The sequence below is a fragment of the Benzoatithermus flavus genome, assembly GCF_037908215.1.
Taxonomy (GTDB): domain Bacteria; phylum Pseudomonadota; class Alphaproteobacteria; order Geminicoccales; family Geminicoccaceae; genus Benzoatithermus; species Benzoatithermus flavus.
On sequence record NZ_JBBLZC010000011.1, the window covers coordinates 1 to 18,482 of the forward strand.

Here is an 18,482-nt window from a genome sequence, read left to right on the forward strand (position 1 = left end):
TCGCCGGTCGCCGGGTCGAACACCGGCGCGGTGCGGCCGCTGCGGCCCGCCACCAGCTTGCCGCCGATGAAGTGCTGGATCTCTCTCGGCATGGCGCCTGTCCTCCGTTGATCCCTGCTGCCGGCCGCGGCCTGCCGCGACCCGCTCCTCAGCCCATGGCCTGCGCCGCGCGGGCTTCGAGATAGCCCTCGCGCGCCTTGCGCACTTCTGCGCGCGGCGAGGTCTCGGGCACGGCCACGTCCCACCAGGCACCACCCGCCTCGGTCGTCGCCAGGGGATCGGTGTCGATCACGACGACATAGGTGCCTTTGGCCGCCCTGGCGCGCTCCAGTGCCAGCTCGAGCTCGCCGATGCCCGTCACCTTCTCGGCCTCGGCCCCCATCGCCCGGGCATGGGCCGCGAAGTCGATCCAGGCATCGCTCGCCTTGTGGTCGACGTGCTCGATCAGGTTGTTGAACGGCGCCCCGCCGCAGGCTTGCTGCAGCCGGTTGATGCAGCCGAAGCCCCGGTTGTCGAGCACGGTAACGATCAGCTTCTTGCCGAGCAGCACCGAGGTCTGCAGCTCCGCGTTCAACATCATGTAGGAGCCGTCGCCCACCATGACGTACACCTCGCGCTCGGGCAGCGCCATCTTCACGCCGAGCCCGCCCGCGATCTCGTAGCCCATGCAGGAGAAGCCGTATTCCAGATGGTAGCCGTTCGGCCGCTGGGGCCGCCAGAGCTTGTGCAGCTCGCCCGGCAGCCCGCCCGCGGCGCAGACCACGACGCCATCGGCGCCCGCCGCCCGGTTCACGGCCCCCACGACCTGCGCATCGGTCGGCAGGTCCGCATTGCCGGGTGCCGTCACCTCGTCCACCGCTGCGTTCCATTCGGCGACGAGCGCCTTCACCCGCTCCTGCCATGCCCTGCTGGTGGCATGGCCGTCCAGGGCCGCGGTCAGATCCTCGAGCGTGCGTTTCGCGTCGCCCACGAGCGGCACCGCGTTGTGCTTGCCGGCATCGTAAGGCTGGACGTTGAGCTGGATCAGCGTGGCCGAGCCCGGCAGCAGCGCCCGCGAGCCGGTGGTGAAGTCCTGAAGGCGCGTGCCCACGGCCAGGATCACGTCGGCCTCCCGCGCCAGCGCGTTGGCGGCCGAGGTGCCGGTGACGCCGATGGCACCCACGGCCATGGGATGGGTCCAGGGCATCGCGCTCTTGCCGGCCTGGGTCTCGGCCACTGGGATGCCGTGCTCGGCCGCGAAGGCCTGGAGCGTCTCTGCGGCCTCGGCGTAGAGCACGCCGCCGCCCGCCACGATCAGGGGTCGCTCGGCCTCGCGCAGGATGCGTACCGCGCGCTCCAGCTCCGGGGCGTCCGCACCGGGCCGGCGGGGAACGTGGACCCGGACACGGAAGAACGCTTCCGGATAGTCGCAAGCTTCGGCCTGGACGTCCTGGCACAAGGCGAGGGTGACGGGTCCGCACTCGACCGGGTCGGTCAGGACCTGGACCGCGCGCGGCAGCGAGGTCAGGAGCTGCTCGGGCCGGGTGATCCGGTCCCACCAACGCGAGACCGGCTTGAAACAGTCGGTGACGCTCAGGGTGGCGTCGTTGAAATCCTCGATCTGCTGCAGCACCGGGTCGGGGCGGCGGTTCGCGAACACGTCGCCCGGCAGCAGCAGGACCGGCAGGCGGTTGACGTGCGCGACACCGGCCGCGGTCAACATGTTCATGGCGCCCGGCCCGATCGAGGTGGTGCAGGCCATCATCTGCCGACGGTTCTTCGCCTTGGCGAACGCGACCGCGGCGAGCGCCATGCCCTGCTCGTTGTGGGCGCGATAGGTGGGCAGGGTCTGCCTCGCCTGGTAGAGCGCCTCGCCCATCCCGGCGACGTTGCCGTGGCCGAAGATCGCCCAGCAGCCGGCGAACAGCGGCGCCTCGCGTCCGTCGATCATCGTGCGCTGCGCCGCGAGGAAGCGCACCAGAGCCTGCGCCGTCGTGAGCCGCACCGTCCTCTCCATGCCCGTTCTCCCCAATCCCGTTCCTTGCCGATCCCGGCGGGCGGCTTTCGCCTCTCCTGCGTGCTCCGATCGGGCGCGCCCATAGAACAAAATTTTCATTCGGAATGCAAGGTTGAATGGAACATTTTTTTCACTTTTTTGCACGGCGCCACGCTGCCGGCACGGGTGCGGTCCCGTCCGGCTTCAGCCGGCAGCGTCCGCGGGCTCCGGCGCTTCGGTTTCCGCCCGGCGCGCTTCGACCCGCGCGCGCCGCGCCGGCCGAGAGGACCGCCGGCCCTTGCCGTCCTCGCCGAGCTTCTGGCCGAGCTGCACCACGAGAGCCAGAGCCAGGCACATCGTGGTCGAGAGCGAGCGGAAGCCCTGGAGCTCCGCGTCCTGCAGCTCGAACGCCACCTCGGCCAGCGGCAGGAGCGGGCTCAGCGGCCCGTCGGTCAGCACCACGATCGGCACGCCGCGCTCGCCCGCCCGGTGCGCCACGGCCAAGGTCTCCGGAGCGTAAGGCGCGAACGAGATCACGACGAGCACGTCGCGCTCGCCGATGAAGTTGGCCTGCTGCAGCGTCGTGCCGCCGATCCCGTCCAGAAGGTGGGTGCGCGGACCGAGCTGGCCGAAGGCATAGCTCAGGTAGGATGCCACCGCGAAGGCACGCCTTTGGCCCACGACGTGGATCACCTCGGCGCGCGCGAGCAGCGCGGCCGCCCGCTCGAGCTGCTCGGGCCGGGTGCTGTGACGGAGCTGATCGAGCGAGCGTATGCCGGCCTCGACCAGCCGGTCGAGGAGCGAGGCCGGCGAGGCCGCGGCATCGGACTGCCGCAAGGCGCGGATGCGCGCGGCATAGTCGCTGGAGCGTTCGACGAGCTGCCGGCGGAACACGCGCTGCATGGCGCTGAACCCGTCGAAGCCGAAGGCGTTCGCGAACCGGATCAGGCTCGACGGCGGGACCTTGGCCCGCTCGGCGATGACGGCGATGGTCTCGAGCGCCATGTCGTCGGGATGGGTGAGCGCAAACTCGGCCACCTGGCGCAGGCGCGGACTGAGGCTCGGGCATCTGGCGGCGATCTCGGCCTTCAGCAGGTCGTAGCTCGTGGTCACCGTCCATCGTCCTCCGCGGGAAGCTCGGCCGGAGCGGATCGTCGCGATCGCCCGACCAGGGATGTCGGCGGACATTTTCCACGAATTCCGCTGCGATGAAACGAAAATTCGATCCGCAAGGCGGACACGTGGCTTCAGGAGCCGTCCTCGAGGCGCAGGCCGTATTTGTCGACCCGATAGCGCATGGCATCGCGCGACATGCCGAGCAGGCGCCCGGCCTGGGTCATGTTCCAGCCGGTCCGGGTCAGGGCCTGGAGCGTCAGGCTGCGCTCGAGCTCCTCGAGGTCGACTCCCTGCTCCGGCAGCACGAACCCTTCGGCCGGCAGGACCTGCGCGGCGCCGTCGCGCGCGAACGGCAGGACGGCGGCCTCGATCTCGTCGCCGTGGTGGAACACGACGATCTGCTCGAGCAGGTTCCTGAGTTCGCGCACGTTGCCGGGCCAGCCGTAGCGCAGAAGGGCCTGCCGCGCCTGCGCGCCCAGGCCCGGCGGCTGGCGGCCGTAGCGCCGGGCGTGCTGGCGCAGGAAGTGCTCCGCGAGCAGCACGATGTCCTCGCCGCGCTCGCGCAAGGGAGGCGCTTCCAGCGTCACCACCGAGAGGCGGTAGTAGAGATCGGGCCGGAACCGGCCTTCCGCTGCGAGCTCCTTCAGGGGCCGGTTGGTCGCCGCGACCACCCGGACATCGGCCGCGATCTCGCGGCTCGCCCCCAGCCGTCGCACCCGGCCGGTCTCGATCACGCGCAGGAGCTTCGCCTGCAGCGAAGGGTCGAGCTCACCGATCTCGTCCAGGAAGATGGTGCCGCCACCCGCCGCCTCGAACAGGCCGATCCGCTTCTCCTTGGCGTCGGTGAACGCACCGCGCTCGTGGCCGAACAGCTCGCCCTCGATCAGGTGCGCTGGCAGCGTGGCGCAGTTGAGCTCGATGAACGGGGCTTGCCGGCGCGGCCCGGCGACGTGGATCGCGCGGGCGATCAGCTCCTTGCCGGTGCCGGTCTCGCCGCTGATCAGCACGGGCGGCGGCACGCCCTGGATCGACGCCTCCGCCGCGACGAGCTGCCGGATGCGTGTCTTGAGCGCCAGGATCGCCGGACTCTCGCCGACGATCCGGTCGATTCCGGCCCGGCTCTCGTCGCGGCGGCGGAAATAGGAGAGAGCCGTCGTCGTGCGCTCCTCCTCGAGCGCCCGGTCGATCACGCGCTTCAGCTCGCTCAGGACCACGGGTTTCGCGAGATACTCGTAAGCGCCGGCCTTGATCGCCTCGACCGCGGTCTGCACGCTGCCGTGCGCCGTCAGCATGACGACCTTGATGCCGGACTCGCGCGCCCGCAGGTGGCGGAGCACGGCGAGCCCGTTCATGCCGGGAAGCTGGAGATCGAGGATCACGAAGTCGGGGCGGAAGCTCTCGGCCAGCTTCAGGCCGCTCTCGCCGTCGCCGCAGCAGCGTGCCTCGAATCCGTCCTCCTCGAGATAGTCCTTGATGTTGCGCGCCAGCGAGGTCTCGTCCTCGATGATCAGGATGCCGTGCGCCATGGGACCGCCCGCTATCTCGCAACCGGTAGGAGCAATATCGCCGATGTGCCGGCCGCGGGCACGCTTTCCAGGGTGATGCGTCCTCCGTGGCGCTCCACGATGCGTCGTGCCAGCGCCAGGCCCAGGCCCAGGCCCGAGGGCTTGGAGGTGACGAACGGGGTGAAGGCGCGCGCGAGCTGCTCCCCGCTCATGCCGCAGCCCGTGTCGGCGATCACGAGCTCGACGGCGCTCCGGCCGACGGGCCGCAGCGCGATCGTGATGCTGCCGCCTTCCGGCATGGCGTGGATCGCGTTGGTGACGAGGCCGTTCAGCACCTGCTCGAGCGCACCGGGCGGGATCGCGACCGCGGGCACGGTCGCGGCCGGGCTCTCGTGCCAGGCGATTCCGTGCCGCTCGAGTTCGGTCGCGTTGTTGGCGCGCACGCTCGCGAGCACCTGCCGCAGATCGGCGCCTTTGTTCCCGGTCTCGGGCGGGTCGGCGCTCAGATATTGCCGCACCCACTGCGCCAGCCGGTCGGACTGGGCCATGATGTCGTCGAGAAGGGCCTGGACCCGCTCGGGCGAGCGCAGCCGGGCCGCGAGCTCGGCGGAAGAGCGGATCGAGGCCAGGGGATTGCGGAGCGAGTGCGCCACCGCGGCCGCCATCTCGCCGGCGGTGACGAGCCGCTGGCCTTCGGCGATCGCCTTCGCCTGCGCGCGCATGACGCGATCCGCCCGCCGGACCAGCCAGATCAGCGCCGTGACGATCAGGAAGGCGCCGAGCGCCGCGTTGGTGAAGATGAGGCGCTGGCCGGAGCGGATCGCCTCGAACAGGGCGTGCGGGCTGCGGTAGATCTCGACCACGCCCACGACCTCGCCTCTGCTCTTTCCACCGCGGAAGATCGGGATGTAGTTCTCGACGTAAGGACGCCCTGGCTCGACGAAGTCGACGTGCTCGTCCTTCGCGTCCTCCTCGCCGGCGATGCCGAAGGCGAAGATCGGCTCGCCGCGCGCAGCCTCCTCGAGCTCCTCGTTGCGGGCGAAGCGCCGCCCGATCAGGCTGGGCGCGGTCGACCAGACGACGGTGTGATCGAGGCGGTAGATGTTCGCACGCAGCACGTCGGGCATCTGGCCGACATGGACGAAGAAACGCGCGAGCTCGTCCGCCGGCTCGCCCGCTCTGGCCGCGGCGAAGTAGCGGTCGGCGTCCTCGATGCCGAAGACGTGGTTGATGAACTCGGTCGTGACCTTGACGTCGAGCGCCAACATCCGCTCGCTCATGAAGCGCTGCAGGAGCCAGGCCGAGGTGAAGCTGACTGCCGCGACCGAGATCAGGCTCAGGATCAGGAACCAGGCGACGAGGCTGATCCTGCCCACGGCCGGCCGCGGCGGCACGAGCGATCCTTTCGTACCGGGGGTGCATGCAGCACCCGCGGCAGTGGCCCTCGCCCATGGAGCCCGAGCAAACCTGATCATGTCCCGGCACGTTTCGGCGGGATCACTGCCCCCGCGACAGGCCGACCTCGCGTGCGACCGGCAGCCGGAGTATGACGACCGTGCCGCGGCTTGTCCCGCTTGCGAGGGCGATGTCTGCATTCCGGTGCTCCAGGATGCGTTCGATCGCGGCCAGGCCCGGACCCGGCGGCCCGGCCGCCGGTGCGGCGGAGGCCCGGGCGAGTCGCTCCTCGCTCGGGCCGTGGCCCATGGCAGCGATCTCGAGCTCGACGATGTCGTCCCCGGCCGGGCGGGCGCCGATCCTGATCGTCCCGCCCCACGGCATGGCGTGAATCGCGTCGGCGACGAGACCGTTCAGCACCTGTTCCAGGGTTTCCGGGTCGAGCCGGACCGCAGGCCACGCCGTTTCCCTCTCCTCCCAACGGATCCTGCGGCGCGAAAGCTCGGCCGCGCGGGCTGCACGGACGGCGGCGAGCGCCGTCCCGAGCGATGCGCCCGCGGGCGCACCCTCGGCCCGGACCTCGAGCAGGTAGCGCCGTATCCATGCCTCGATCTGGTCGGAACGGGCCATGATCTCGTCGAGCAGGGCCGAAACCCGCTCGGGCGAGGGCGCGCGCACGGCCTGTTCGGCGCAAGAGCGGATCGCGGCGAGCGGATCCCGCAGCCCATGGCCGGCGGCGGTGGTGAGCGCGGCGGCCGTGGCGAGGCACTCGTCCAGCGTCGTCGCCGCCTGCCGCCGGATCTCGGCATCGACACGGCGCGTCGCCCCGCACAGGCCGCCCAGGATCAGCAGCGTGCCGAGGCCCGTGCCTGCGGCGATCCAGCGTCCGCTGCCGGCGAGCAGGGCGAGCGCGTGGTCGGGGGTGCGGTGGAGCTCGAGCACGCCCACGACCGCGTGGTCCGCTCCGCCGCTCCGGAACAGCGGCACGTAGCTCGCGACGAGGCCCTGCGCGGCCGGGTCCAACGCGAAGGCGGGCCGCCCGGCCGCCGCCTCGGCCACGAGCTCCTTCCCGTCCTCGGCCTGCGCGACGCCGTGCCCGCCGAACGAGCGCACGATGCTGCCGTCGGGTGCCCGCAGCACGGCACGAGCGACGTCGGGCAGGCCGGCGACGGCCGCGAGCAGGCGCTCGGCCCTCGCCGGATCAGCCGTCCCGGCGGCGAAGGCATCGTTCACGAGCTCCATGGTCCGCTCGGTGTCGAGCGTCAGCAGATGGACGACGAGGTGGCGGTGCAGCAGATAGGCCGAGATGCCGCTGAAGCCGGCGAACGACAGGACGCCCGCGAGGGGCCAGGCGAGCAGACCCGCCCGCCGCCACGGACGGATGGAGACCGAGGCCGCGGCGGACCCGGCGCGGGCGGCCATATGGTCCTTGACCCTCGAGAGCGAAGCGAAGCTCATGACGGGCGCTCCGGTCGGGCGTGGCACGCCGGCAGCCCGACCGCGAGGACCTTCGGGTTCGGCGCCGTGCACCCCTGCCCCGGTCGTTGCACGAGCCGTGCCAGAGCGCCGATGCGGCGGCGGCAGCCCATGCAGGCCCAGGCTTTTCGCGGTTCCCGGCCCGGGTCTCGGGCCCCGTCCACGCCGATCCCCCACGCACATCGTGCGATCATCCGCACCGGGCCGCGGATTTTCCCTGCCCCGACGACCCGGTATCGGACATTCGCCCATATCGGACAGTGGCATCGGGCCGCAAGATCGGAGAGGCGGATGAACCGATTCGCCGTCATGGTGAAGACATCCGATCGTTCTTGCGGATCATGCCGGCTCGATCATTGGGGACATCGTCGTCTCTGCTGGCCTTTCGGCGCGAACATTGTCGAAGATGTCCTCACGGAATCGGGCGCTCACTGCTCTTCCTCCGTTTCTGTCCTGCGGGAACGGCTCCTTCGGGGATCGGCGGGCGATGCCGGAGCGCGGTCCATGCGGACGGCGCCGCTTCGGATCGCCGGGTGCGAGACGGTGCCGCGAGGGCGGATCGGCAGGGGATGAGCCCGCGGCCTCAGCCGCAGCGGCGGTGCAGCCTGCCGGTGAGCGTTGCGGTCTTGAACAGCACGGTCGCGCCGGCACCGGCGGCCTCGGCGCACAGCGCCGTCATCCGGGCGGTGGCGTTGGTGTAGGCGACGAGCCAGACCGGCTTGCCCGCAGCCCGGAACGTGCGCGCGGCCGCGACACAGCCCGGCATGGCGGCGAGGCAGTCCGCCGCCACGGCGAAGTCGAGCACGCCCGCGAGACCCTGGATCGATGCCGGCTCCCCGAACGCCCCGACCGCGAGGCCGCGCGCGCGGGCGGCGGCGGCGAGCGCCCCGACGAAGCCGGGCAGAGCCGGTGCCGCCGGCCCGCTCTCGAACCCGGCGAGGAGCACGCCCGCGAAGCCGCGCTCGCGGCAGAGGTCGAGCCGGCGCTCAAGGAGCGGCAGCACGGCCGGGTCTCCGACCTCGAGCCGGCGCGTGCCGGGCCGGCCGGGGACGTTGCGGCCGAGAACGCCTTGCGGAAAGGCGAAGGCATCCGGCCGCCAGCTCTCCCATACCCCCGCCGCGAGATGACAGACCGTGGCGATCCCCTTGACCGAGAGCCGGCGCACCTGGTCGGGGGAGGTCGCGAACGGATCGAGCGCCAGCACGTCGACGGGGCGGGCAAGATCGAGCGGCGGCAGAATCTGCAGATCGAGCCGCTGCCCTTGCGCCGGCCGCCAGGGCCCGTCGGCCGATGCGGTCGACGCCGCCAGCACGGCCGCCAGCATGGCCGCGAGGCCGTGCCGGCGAGCGATGACGCGGCCATGCCGGCGCCGCCGGCGCAGCGCGGCTGCGGAGCGGGTCGGCGATGGGGCGGCACGCGGGAACATGGGCACAGGCTCGTCCGCGGCCGGCCGGCAGGCGGCTCTCGGGTCGCGAGGGCGATCCGATGTCACGGCGCGACGGTCGCGACCTGAGCGTCGGTGTCGCCCCCCCATTTGACGGTGATCGTCTGCGGACATCTGCCGAGGGTGAGCTTGTTGCTGCGGGCCGTGTACTCGGCGTAGAACCCGGCGATCGTCGCCGGTGCCGGTGCCACGATCACGGGGGTCGCCCGGAGGATGGGCGAGGTCGCCCCCTGCAGATAGATCTCGACGTTCGGCACCGGGCTCGTCAGCGTTCTGCCCGAGGCGGGATGCACGGCGCCACGGACCTCGAGCTCGTCCTTGCCGTTGCCGTTCCTGCGGCACTGCGCGCGCAGGATGCTGACTTCGGCCTTCAGGTTCAGCGGCCGGCCCGCGTCGGCCTCGAGCGTGTGCCAGTAGAGCCTGCCATCGGTGCCGAGATAGCCTTCGATCGAGACCAGCGTGCCCTCGTCGATCGTGCTCGGGTTGATGTCGAAGCCGAAGATGTTCCGGGGCTGGCTGGACGGGATCGGAAAGTCGGACGTTCCGGCGGCGGGCTTCTGGGGCAGCTGGACCACTGGCAGGCCGTTGACCTCCAGCGGGTCCTTCTGCGTCACCTCTCCGACGATGACGTTCTCGTTGACATCGGAGAACACGTTGGTGGCGTAGACGTCGCGGCCGTTGCTGCCGCCGGTCACGATGGCGGTGCCGTGCAGGAAGCCGGAGGGCCGCCCGGGCAGCGACTTGGTCATGTCGGCGAGGGGGACGCCCAGTCGGGTGGGTGTATCGAAGGTGCCGCTGTCGACGCGGATCCTGATCCCCATCACATGGATCGCCTTGCCGTCCTCGGCTATGCCGTCGATCGGCCCCTCGATGACGAGATCCGGGGGAGGCACCTGCGCGCGGGCCGGCGAGGCCGCCGCGGCGAGCGCAGCCAGGACGGTGGCGCAGGCCGAAGCGCCGAGAGCCGGATGACGAGGCATGATCTTCCTCCTGAAGTAGGGAATAGTTCCTTGGGGCGGGCTAGCGGATGACCTTGAGGCCGACGAACGCTGCCCGCTGCGGGCCGGGCTGGACGGTCAGCAGCACGTCGACGTGGTAGAACGCATCGGTCGCGGGCGACGCGCAGGGGATCGTGGCCCTGGCGGGGGCCATCGCACCGCTGCTCGCCGAGCTCCAGCTACAGACCACCGTCTCGGCGAAGCCGTCGGCCGCGGCGGGTGCGAGCGCCGTGCGGACGAGCGAGACGCCGACACGGGCGTCCGCGCCCGGTCCGTCGCCGTCGAGATAGTGGACCTCGAGGCCCGCGAGGCGGTCGTCGCCGGACGCGCCGCCGCGATCGAGCGCCAGCGGGCAGCGCAGGGCCACGGACGACACGCCGCCGGGCCGGCCCTGCAGGGCGATCGCCCCGCCGAGCGTGGTGCGGCCGCCGTCGGCCGGATCGGCCGCGATCTCGATGCAGGCGGCGGCGGGGATGGCGACGATGTGGCCGCCGTCGTCGCTGCCGCCCCTGGCGTGGGCGAGCGCGGGGGCGAGGGCGGCGAGCGTCAGGGCGAGGCCTGCGATGGCCTTGGAACGGCTCATGACGGATCCTTCCCTGGAAGGGGGGCGAAAGCGGAGGCCTGGTCGCGCTCCGGAGCGTCCGTCCGGCGCACTTCCCCGCCCGGCCGGGCGGGGGAGCGCGCCGACATGGAGGGGTGAAGAACCGGCTCGCTCCGCGTCGGGAAGCCGGCGGAGAAAGGTCAGGGCACGCTGATCGGGTCGAACCGGTACCAGAAGCCCTGCAGGTTGCCGCTGCCGCCGGTCCGGTCCACGCCCACGTAGATGTTGCCGGTGAGCGACGGGGAGATCGGGACGCCGTTGCCGTCGACGGTCGCCGGCGTGCCCTTGGTGGCGGCGAGGCCGGAGGCATTGATGATCGGATGGCTGGCGTCGCCGGTCAGGGTCGCCACCTCGCCGGTCTCGAGATCCTTGACCACCACGTAGGTCGTCTCGCCCGCGTAGAGATGTGGCGCGACATAGGCCAGCGCCTGCGGGGCGAACACGTCCGGCATCTCGAACGGGTCCGCCACGCACGGGTTCGCGGGCGTGCAGCTGCCGACACCCGTGATCACGGTGACGCCGGCCGCTTCGGCGAGGTACAGGTTGCCTGCCGCATCCAGAGCCAGCCCGAGGACGCGGCCACCGTCGGAGCTCTGCCCGATGACCCGCGCCCTGGCGGCGTACGTGTCGTTCGATGCCGTGTAGGTGATCCTGTAGATGTTGCCGTTGCGGTTGGCCGAGACGTAGAGATTGCCGTTCCTGTCCACCACCACCGCATCGGGGCGGACATCGCCGAGCCTGCCGGTCTTGCCGCCGCCGTCGGCCACGGTGAGCGTCGGGTTGATGCTGCGCCCGCCCGAGGTCGTGGTGCCGGAAGCGCTGAAGGTCAGGCGCCTTATGCCGATCGACTTCGAGGACAGGTCGGGGACGAACACCTGACGGGTGTCGGCCTTGTAGGCCGGCTGACCGGGGGCGCCGATGGTGAGGCAGCCGGTCAGGGTCGTGCTCGCCACGCGGCAGAAGCCCTGCAGGTGGTCCGAGACCCAGAGCTGGGTGGTCGAGCCGGCGGGAGCGTTGCTGGCCGGCGGCACGATGACCATCCCACCCGGCGCGGTCGCGAGGTTGACGACGGTATCGGTGCCGGCACGGGCCGCGCCGGCGGCGATCGTCGCCGCGAGAGCGAGGCCGAGGGCCGAGGAGTTCAGAAGGATGCGATGCATGGCGAAGCTCTCCGGAAGATGAGGTGAATGTCGGATGGCCGGACGACGAGGCGGCCCTGCCGGCTGCGCCTCCGCCCGGGGAGGCGGCGTTCAGGCCCTACGCATCTCGCTCGCCTCCCGCTCACGCTCGGATCGTCCACGTGACCATCATCGCGTGGTCCTCGTGGACGACGTTGTGGCAGTGCATGACGTAGCGGCCGTGATCGTCGCGCGTGTGCGGCACGGCGCCGGTGGAGCGGAAATCGGTCTGCGGGAAGTCGCGAAAGCGCAGGAGCACGTCGAGCCGGCTCTGGCGCAGGCGGTAGATATCGTAGCGGTGCCGGCTGGCCGCAGGAATCGACACGCCGTTGCGGGCGATGATCTGGCCTTCCTCGAAGTGGATGTGCATCGGGTGGTCCCAGCCGCCCGAGCTGCTGTCGAGCGTCCAGATCTCGGCCGAGTCGCGCGCGACCACGTGCGGCGGATCGATGTGGGAAGCGGCGTTGGCGTGGTCGAGGTCCGGATCCCAGAACCTGCCATTGATCGCCCACATCCCGTTCTTGCGCTCGAACTTGAACAGGCGACGCCTGACCTTGCTCAGGTCGGGCAGAGGCGGCAGCGGGCGGAAATAGTTCGGCAGCGAGAAGCGCGGATAGTTCCTGCCCTTGCTCTTGACGACGAGCTTCAGGATCTGGTTCGCCGGGTCATCGGGATTGAGCCTCTTGCCGACGTCCTCGCCGCGGCCGTCGTCGCGCATCTTGAGCGTGTTGCTCATGATGATCTCGGTTCTGTCGGCCATGCCGCTGAAGTCGACGATGATGTCGGAGCGCTCGGCGACCCAGAGATCGATCTCCTGAAGATTCCGGCGCGGCACGTAGAGTAGGTTGCCGCTCTCGGTGATCTGGGCGAAGGTGACGTTCCTGCCGCCCGCGCGCAGCACGAAGCGGTAGAACCGCGACGGCCCTCCGTTGAGCAGGCGGAAGCGGTAGGCCCGAGGCTCGACCTCGAGATAGGGTCTGATCTTGCCGTTGACGGTGAGATAGTTGCCGAGGAAGCCGTCGACCGCGAATTGATTATAGGTCATCTCGCCCGTGTCCGGGACGATCCGTTTGTCCTGGAACAGCAAGGGCACGTCGTAGTCGCCGCTCGGCAGCTTCCAGCCCGTGCTCTCGTCGCCCGTGTCCTGCTGGTCGAACGCCCGGACCATCATGAACAGGCCCTTGTAGAGGTTGGGGGCCGTGAACTCGGGCCGATGGTCGTGGATGAACAGCGTGGTGAGCGTCTCGCGCAGGTCGCCGTCGCCGCCGTCCTGCGCCCACCAGGTGCCGCCCGGCGCCAGGCCGGTCGTGTCGCGGTAGTAGGGATTGCCGGCCCCTTGCGGGTCGCTGAACCCGGCCCGGCACATGGTGTAGTGCTGGATGCGGTGCTCGCCGGGCTTCAGCCAGTTCCAGGGCCCGCCGTCGCTCTCGGTGGCGGTGTGGAAGTTGTGCAGGTGCGAGGTGGTCTCGGGGTTGCCGTAGCCGACATGATCGGCCGGCAGGTCGTTCTCGATGTAGAGGCAGAACGGCTGGCCGTAGCGCACGTCGAGCACCGGGCCGCCGAACGTGCCGTTGAAGCTCCAGACCGTGCTCTGCGGCAGGTCCTTGTGGAAGCTGTGCCCGTGCTCGCGGATCCGCAGCTCGTAGCACTGCGCGGACTGCGCCGGGTAACGGTCGCACCACTGGTGGTCGGCGGGGTTGTAGCTGTAGCCGCCGGCGCCGAGCCTGGGCGGGATCGGCAGCTCGTCCCGCCAGGGCGTGAGCGGGATCGCCGGCACGGTCTGGGCGAGTGCGGCGCGCAGGCTCGCACCCTTGGCCCAGTGTGCGCTGCCGGCGACGAGCCCGAGCTTCGCGAGCTCGCGGCGGCTGAGCTTGGCGGCGTCGAGCTCCTTTCCGAGCTCGAGCGCGCGCGCGACCTGACGATCCAACCCGAACATAGGGTGCTACCTCTCGAAAAATACCGATGGGAATGGAGCCGCCGGCGTCAGGCTTCCGCCAGCGCCGTCACGGCCTTGGCGATCCAGGCCGGCCGGCCGAGCCCGGCGGTGCCGGCCCAGCGGTCGAGCCGGTCGTTGCCGTAGCGTACGATGCCGGTGTGGTTGTCCTTGATCCGATCGTAGGTGGGGTCGGCGCTGGCGAAGCCGATCGCCCGGCGCAGCCGCTCGATCTCGTCGGGTGCGCCGGTCAGGAACTTCCAGCCCGGCCTGATGTCCCAGAGTGCTGCATAGTCCGCGAGGATCGCGGGCGTCTCGAGCTCGGGCTGGAGCGTGACCGAGTACATGAAGATGTCTCGCCCCGCTCGCTCGCCCAGAAGATCCTGCACCGCGCGCAGGTTCTCGGTGACGAGCGGGCAGGTCTCGCCACAGCTCGTGTAGAAGAAGTTGATCAGTACCACGCGATCCTTGACGAGACCGTCGTAGAAGCGATGCTCCCGCCCGTCCTGGTCCAGCACCCGGACGTTGGGGATGATGCTGTGCGTCGATGCGGCCGGCGCCGAAGCGCCCCACACCCGATCCGCGCCGCCGGTCGCGGCGCCGGCCAGCGCGGCCGCGCCGGTGGCGAAGAACATCCGCCGTTGCATGTCGTCCACTCCCTGCAATCGCCTTGCTGCCGCCGCTTCCGTTCGACCGTGGAGAGCGCGGCATCGCCGCCTCGAATGGAGCCCGATCCTCCGCCGGGTACGAGCTTCCCCTCCGGCATCCTCGAGGGGATGCCGTGGAACGCCGTCGGCCGGCATCGGGAGATGCGGCGCCGCCCGGCGTGACGTTCTGTCCTGGAGCAGCCTGCCCGGTCAGCCGTCGTCACGAGACGGCCGGAGGATCGCTCACCTCGGGCGGGGGGGCATGACCCGGTTCTGCATGCGTTCCTACCCTTGCTGGTTCATTGGTCGGTTCTCGGTCCGGCGGTTCGCCAGCCGCATCCGATCTGATGCACGAGGCGTGCCAAGTCCTCGCTCCCCGCCCGAGCGGGTGGGTGCGGGCGCAGGTGCCGCAGGTGAAGGGAAGGCTCGGTCGGCGGTGACGGGCGCGCGGGAAATCCGCCGCGCCCTCATGGTGAGAACACGCGGTCGACTCGCGGCGGCCGCCGTCTGCTCTCCTTGAAAGCTAGCAATTTCCGGCCGCGGTCCGGAACGTTCGGGCGATGACGGTCGTGGTCCCCTGGCTGCGGGCGTCTTTTCCCCGCGGCCAGGGGGGAGCCGGATGCCGCGGCCAGGCTTCAGCCGGCGAAGCGCGGCTCGGGCAGGCCGCGCACACCGAGGCCGTGGATCGCGAACAGAGCGCCTCTGAGCGCCGGATCGCCCGGAAAGCGCGGCAAGGGGGGCTTGGCCATCGAGGTGACGTAGAGGATGTCGAGGTTCGGGCCGCCGAACATCACCGAGGTCACCTTCTTGACCGGCATGTCGATGATCCGCTCGACCTCGCCGTCCGGCGTGTAGCGCACGAGCTTGCCGACATAGACGAGGGCGCTCCAGAGGCAGCCCTCCTCGTCCACCGTGGCGCCGTCGAAGCCCGCCCCCTCCCACTGGTTGCGGGCGAAGCAGCGCTTGTTGGCGATGCTGCCGGTGTCGAGGTCGTAGTCGTAGGCCGAGATCCGGCCGGACCAGGTGTCGGTGAAGTAGAACGTCCGGCCGTCGGGGCTCCAGCACGGGCCGTTGCTGACGACGATCCCGCCCTCGAGCTTCGTCACCTTCAGATCCGGGTCGAGCCGGTAGAGGGCGCCGTTGCCGCCCTCCTCCATCGTGTCCATCGAGCCCGCGAGGAAGCGGCCGCGCTTGTCGACCTTGCCGTCGTTGATGCGATTGTTGGGCTTGTCGGGCTCGGGGTCGTGGATGAGCTCGACCTCGCCCGTCGCGAAATCGAGGAAATGGAAGCCGCGCTGCAGCGAGACCACGGCCCCGCCGCCCTTTCTCAGGCACATGGAGCCGATCTTCTGCGGCACGTCCCAGCACCGGACCTCGCGCCCGTCCGCCGTGCAGCGGAAGACGCGCCCGTCGAAGCTGTCGATCCAGTAGAGCCGCTGCTCGTCGACGTCCCATAACGGACCCTCGCCCAGCGTGGTCTTGACGTCGACCAGAACCTCGATCCGCATGTTTTCTACCTCCCTGCGTTTCTTCAGAACGCGACCCGATCGCCGCCTTTCAGCGCCAGGATCGCCCGCGCATCGTCCGGGGTCGCGATCTCGAGCCCGAGCCCTTCCAGGATCTGCCGCACGCGCCGGACCTGCTGGGCGTTGCTCTCGGCGAGCCGCCCCGGTCCGTCCCACAAAGAATCCTCGAGCCCGACCCGGACGTTGCCGCCCATGGCGGCCGCCATGGCGGCGATCGGCATCTGGTTGCGCCCCGCACCCAGGACCGACCAGCGATAGGCGTTCCCGAACAGCCGGTCGGCCGTGCGCTTCATGTGCAGGACGTCCTCGGGATGCGGGCCGATGCCGCCCAGGATGCCGAACACGGTCTGGACGAAGAGCGGCGGCTCGACGAGCCCGCGGTCGAGGAAGTGGGCGAGGTTGTAGAGATGCGCCGTGTCGTAGCACTCGAACTCGAACCGCGTGCCGTTCTCGGCGCAGGTCCGAAGCACGTACTCGATGTCCCGGAAGGTGTTCTTGAAGACGAGATCGCGGCTGTTCTCGAGTGCTTGCCGCTCCCACTCGTGCTCGAAATCCTGGTAGCGGTTCAGCATCGGGAACAGGCCGAAGTTCATCGAGCCCATGTTGAGCGACGCGACCTCGGGCTTGAAGGTCGCAGCCGGCCGCACCCGCTCCTCGACCGTCATGTAGGGAGCGCCTCCGGTCGTCAGATTGACGACACAGTTCGAGCGCTGCTTGATCACCTTGAGGAAGGGTGCGAACGCTTCCGGCGACTGGTCGGGCCGGCCGTCCTGCGGGTTCCGCGCATGGAGGTGCACGATGGCGGCCCCGGCCTCGGCGGCGCCGATCGCGGCATCGGCGATCTCCGCCGGCGTCACCGGCAGGTAGGGCGACATCGAGGGCGTGTGGATAGCACCGGTGACGGCGCAGGTGATGATCACTTTCCGGCTTTGCGCCATGGCTCTTCCGTCCTCTCAGGAACCGATTTCGCTCGCGGCCTTGCGCCGGTGACGGAGCAGCGCCATCAGCCGCCGGTCGCGCCAACGCTGGCGCTCCTGCAGCTTCTCCGCCGGCAGCCTCACCCGGCGCTGCGCCTCGACCACGTCCATGACCTCGCCCGACCAGTCGACGCGCCGTTGCATCGAGGGGAACAGCCGGGCGTAGATCTGCTGGTAGCGCTCGCAGTAGTCGCGCACCCCGCCCGGCGCGTTGAGGTCGATGGTCTCGAACGGCCCCATGAACGCCCAGCGCAGGGCGAGGCCGTCGCGAATGCCGATGTCGACGTCCTCGACCGAGCAGTAGCCGTCGGCCACGAGCCGGAACGCCTCCTCGAGCAAGGCACCCTGCATCCGGTTCATGACGAACCCGTCGAGCTCCTTCTTCATCACGATCGGCGCCTGCCCGATCCCGCGCATGATCTGCTCGGCAAGCACCATCGTCGCGGGCTCGGTCCAGGGTGCGGGCACGAGCTCGCAGGCCGGCACCAGATAAGGCGGGTTGATCGGATGGCAGACGAGGCAGCGGCCGCGGCCCGCGAGGTCTTCCGTGAAGCGCGAGGGCACGATCGCCGAGGTCGAGCTCGCGAGGATGGTGGCAGGTGCCGCGAGCCGGTCCAGCTCGCGCCACAAGGAGCGCTTGACCGCGACGTCCTCGGGCGCGTTCTCCTGCGCCCAGGCAGCCCCCTCCAGCGCCCCGGCGAGTGTTCCGGCCGGGTTCATCCGGGCGCGCACCGCGGCGGCCGTGGCCCCGTTCAGCATGTCCTGCGCCTCGAGATCGGCCAGGAGACCTTCGATCGTGGCGAGCGCTCTGCCCGGCGCTGCCGCGACCGGATCCCACAAGCGCACCTCCCAGCCCGCGCGGGCGAAGGCGATGGCCCAGGCCCGGCCGATCAGGCCCGAGCCGACGATGGCGACCTTCCCGCTCATGGCAGCCTCACAGCGTCTCGACGTTGCCGCACACGCCCAGGGACTGGCCCGACACGCCGCGGCCCAGAGGCGAGACCAGATAGAGCACCATCGTCGCCACCTCCTGCGCCGTCACCATGCGGCGCAAGGAGACCTTCTCGAGATACCGTCTCTCCATCTCCTCGTAGGAGAGGCCGAGCTGCTCGGCGCGTGCCCGGATCACGCGCTCGATTCTAGGGCCCTGCACGATCCCCGGCAGGATCGCGTTCACGGTGATGTTGAAGGGTCCGAGTTCCTTCGCGAGGCTCTCGGTGAAGCCGATCACCCCGTACTTCGCGGCGGCATAGGGTGTCCTATAGGCGTAGCCCAGCCGGCCCGCCGCCGAGGACATGTTGACGATCGCCCCGCCGCCGGCCTGCTTCAGCATCGGCACCGCCCGGCGGGCGCACAGGAACTGGCCGGTGAGGTCGACCTCGATGCAGCGCCGCCAGTCGGCCGGCGTGATCTCCTCGACCGCCGCCGTGGGTCCGGCGATGCCGGCATTGTTCACGAGCACGTCGAGCCCGCCCAGACGCTCCTCGACCTCGGCGAACAGCCGGTCCACGTCCGCCTCGTCGGCGACGTCGGCGCGCGTGGCGCCGACGCCCGCGAAGCTCTGCCGGAACGACGCCAGCACCGCCGCGTCCACGTCGCAGACATGGATGCGTGCCCCCGCGTCCAAGAGCGCCTCGACGATGGCCCGGCCGATGCCGGACGCCCCCGCCGTGACCAGCACGCGCTGGCCGTCGGCCCTGAGCTCGACCAT

15 protein-coding genes are annotated in these 18,482 nt (G+C 70.5%); all 15 read right to left on the reverse strand.

Going from position 1 to position 18,482, the window contains the following annotated elements:
- Window positions 1-148: 148 nt before the first annotated feature.
- Window positions 149-1,996, reverse strand: a complete 1,848-nt coding sequence (gene iolD, locus U1T56_RS12170) for a 3D-(3,5/4)-trihydroxycyclohexane-1,2-dione acylhydrolase (decyclizing) (protein WP_418159748.1) — start codon at window positions 1,994-1,996, stop codon at window positions 149-151.
- A gap of 183 nt (window positions 1,997-2,179) precedes the next feature.
- Complete coding sequence (locus tag U1T56_RS12175) at window positions 2,180-3,088, reverse strand: MurR/RpiR family transcriptional regulator (protein ID WP_418159749.1); 909 nt, start codon at window positions 3,086-3,088, stop codon at window positions 2,180-2,182.
- A gap of 134 nt (window positions 3,089-3,222) precedes the next feature.
- Complete coding sequence (locus tag U1T56_RS12180) at window positions 3,223-4,617, reverse strand: sigma-54-dependent transcriptional regulator (RefSeq protein WP_418159750.1); 1,395 nt, start codon at window positions 4,615-4,617, stop codon at window positions 3,223-3,225.
- A gap of 11 nt (window positions 4,618-4,628) precedes the next feature.
- Window positions 4,629-5,990 carry a sensor histidine kinase gene (locus U1T56_RS12185; protein ID WP_418159751.1) on the reverse strand — a complete coding sequence of 454 codons (1,362 nt, stop codon included), beginning with the start codon at window positions 5,988-5,990 and terminating at the stop codon, window positions 4,629-4,631.
- Window positions 5,991-6,093: 103 nt separating this feature from the next.
- Window positions 6,094-7,449 carry an ATP-binding protein gene (locus U1T56_RS12190; RefSeq protein ID WP_418159752.1) on the reverse strand — a complete coding sequence of 452 codons (1,356 nt, stop codon included), beginning with the start codon at window positions 7,447-7,449 and terminating at the stop codon, window positions 6,094-6,096.
- A 601-nt stretch (window positions 7,450-8,050) separates the two neighbouring features.
- Window positions 8,051-8,893 carry an endo alpha-1,4 polygalactosaminidase gene (locus tag U1T56_RS12195; protein WP_418159753.1) on the reverse strand — a complete coding sequence of 281 codons (843 nt, stop codon included), beginning with the start codon at window positions 8,891-8,893 and terminating at the stop codon, window positions 8,051-8,053.
- A gap of 62 nt (window positions 8,894-8,955) precedes the next feature.
- Window positions 8,956-9,891: a hypothetical protein gene (locus U1T56_RS12200; protein ID WP_418159754.1), complete on the reverse strand. Its 936-nt coding sequence runs from the start codon at window positions 9,889-9,891 to the stop codon at window positions 8,956-8,958.
- 40 nt (window positions 9,892-9,931) lie between these two features.
- Complete coding sequence (locus tag U1T56_RS12205) at window positions 9,932-10,492, reverse strand: hypothetical protein (RefSeq protein ID WP_418159755.1); 561 nt, start codon at window positions 10,490-10,492, stop codon at window positions 9,932-9,934.
- Window positions 10,493-10,650: 158 nt separating this feature from the next.
- Window positions 10,651-11,670 carry a hypothetical protein gene (locus U1T56_RS12210; protein ID WP_418159756.1) on the reverse strand — a complete coding sequence of 340 codons (1,020 nt, stop codon included), beginning with the start codon at window positions 11,668-11,670 and terminating at the stop codon, window positions 10,651-10,653.
- 121 nt (window positions 11,671-11,791) lie between these two features.
- Window positions 11,792-13,624, reverse strand: coding sequence for a multicopper oxidase family protein (locus U1T56_RS12215; protein WP_418159757.1), 1,833 nt, complete (start codon window positions 13,622-13,624; stop codon window positions 11,792-11,794).
- Window positions 13,625-13,671: 47 nt separating this feature from the next.
- Window positions 13,672-14,268, reverse strand: coding sequence for an SCO family protein (locus U1T56_RS12220; RefSeq protein WP_418159758.1), 597 nt, complete (start codon window positions 14,266-14,268; stop codon window positions 13,672-13,674).
- Window positions 14,269-14,903: 635 nt separating this feature from the next.
- A complete protein-coding gene (locus U1T56_RS12225; RefSeq protein ID WP_418159759.1) occupies window positions 14,904-15,776 on the reverse strand; it encodes an SMP-30/gluconolactonase/LRE family protein in 873 nt (290 codons plus the stop codon).
- A 23-nt stretch (window positions 15,777-15,799) separates the two neighbouring features.
- Complete coding sequence (gene kce, locus U1T56_RS12230; protein ID WP_418159760.1) at window positions 15,800-16,732, reverse strand: 3,5-dioxohexanoate:acetyl-CoA acetone transferase; 933 nt, start codon at window positions 16,730-16,732, stop codon at window positions 15,800-15,802.
- 15 nt (window positions 16,733-16,747) lie between these two features.
- The gene (locus tag U1T56_RS12235) at window positions 16,748-17,698 is read right to left on the reverse strand and encodes a 3-hydroxyacyl-CoA dehydrogenase (protein ID WP_418159761.1); all 951 of its coding nucleotides are present in this window, start codon (window positions 17,696-17,698) and stop codon (window positions 16,748-16,750) included.
- A 7-nt stretch (window positions 17,699-17,705) separates the two neighbouring features.
- A complete protein-coding gene (locus U1T56_RS12240) occupies window positions 17,706-18,482 on the reverse strand; it encodes an SDR family oxidoreductase (RefSeq protein WP_418159762.1) in 777 nt (258 codons plus the stop codon).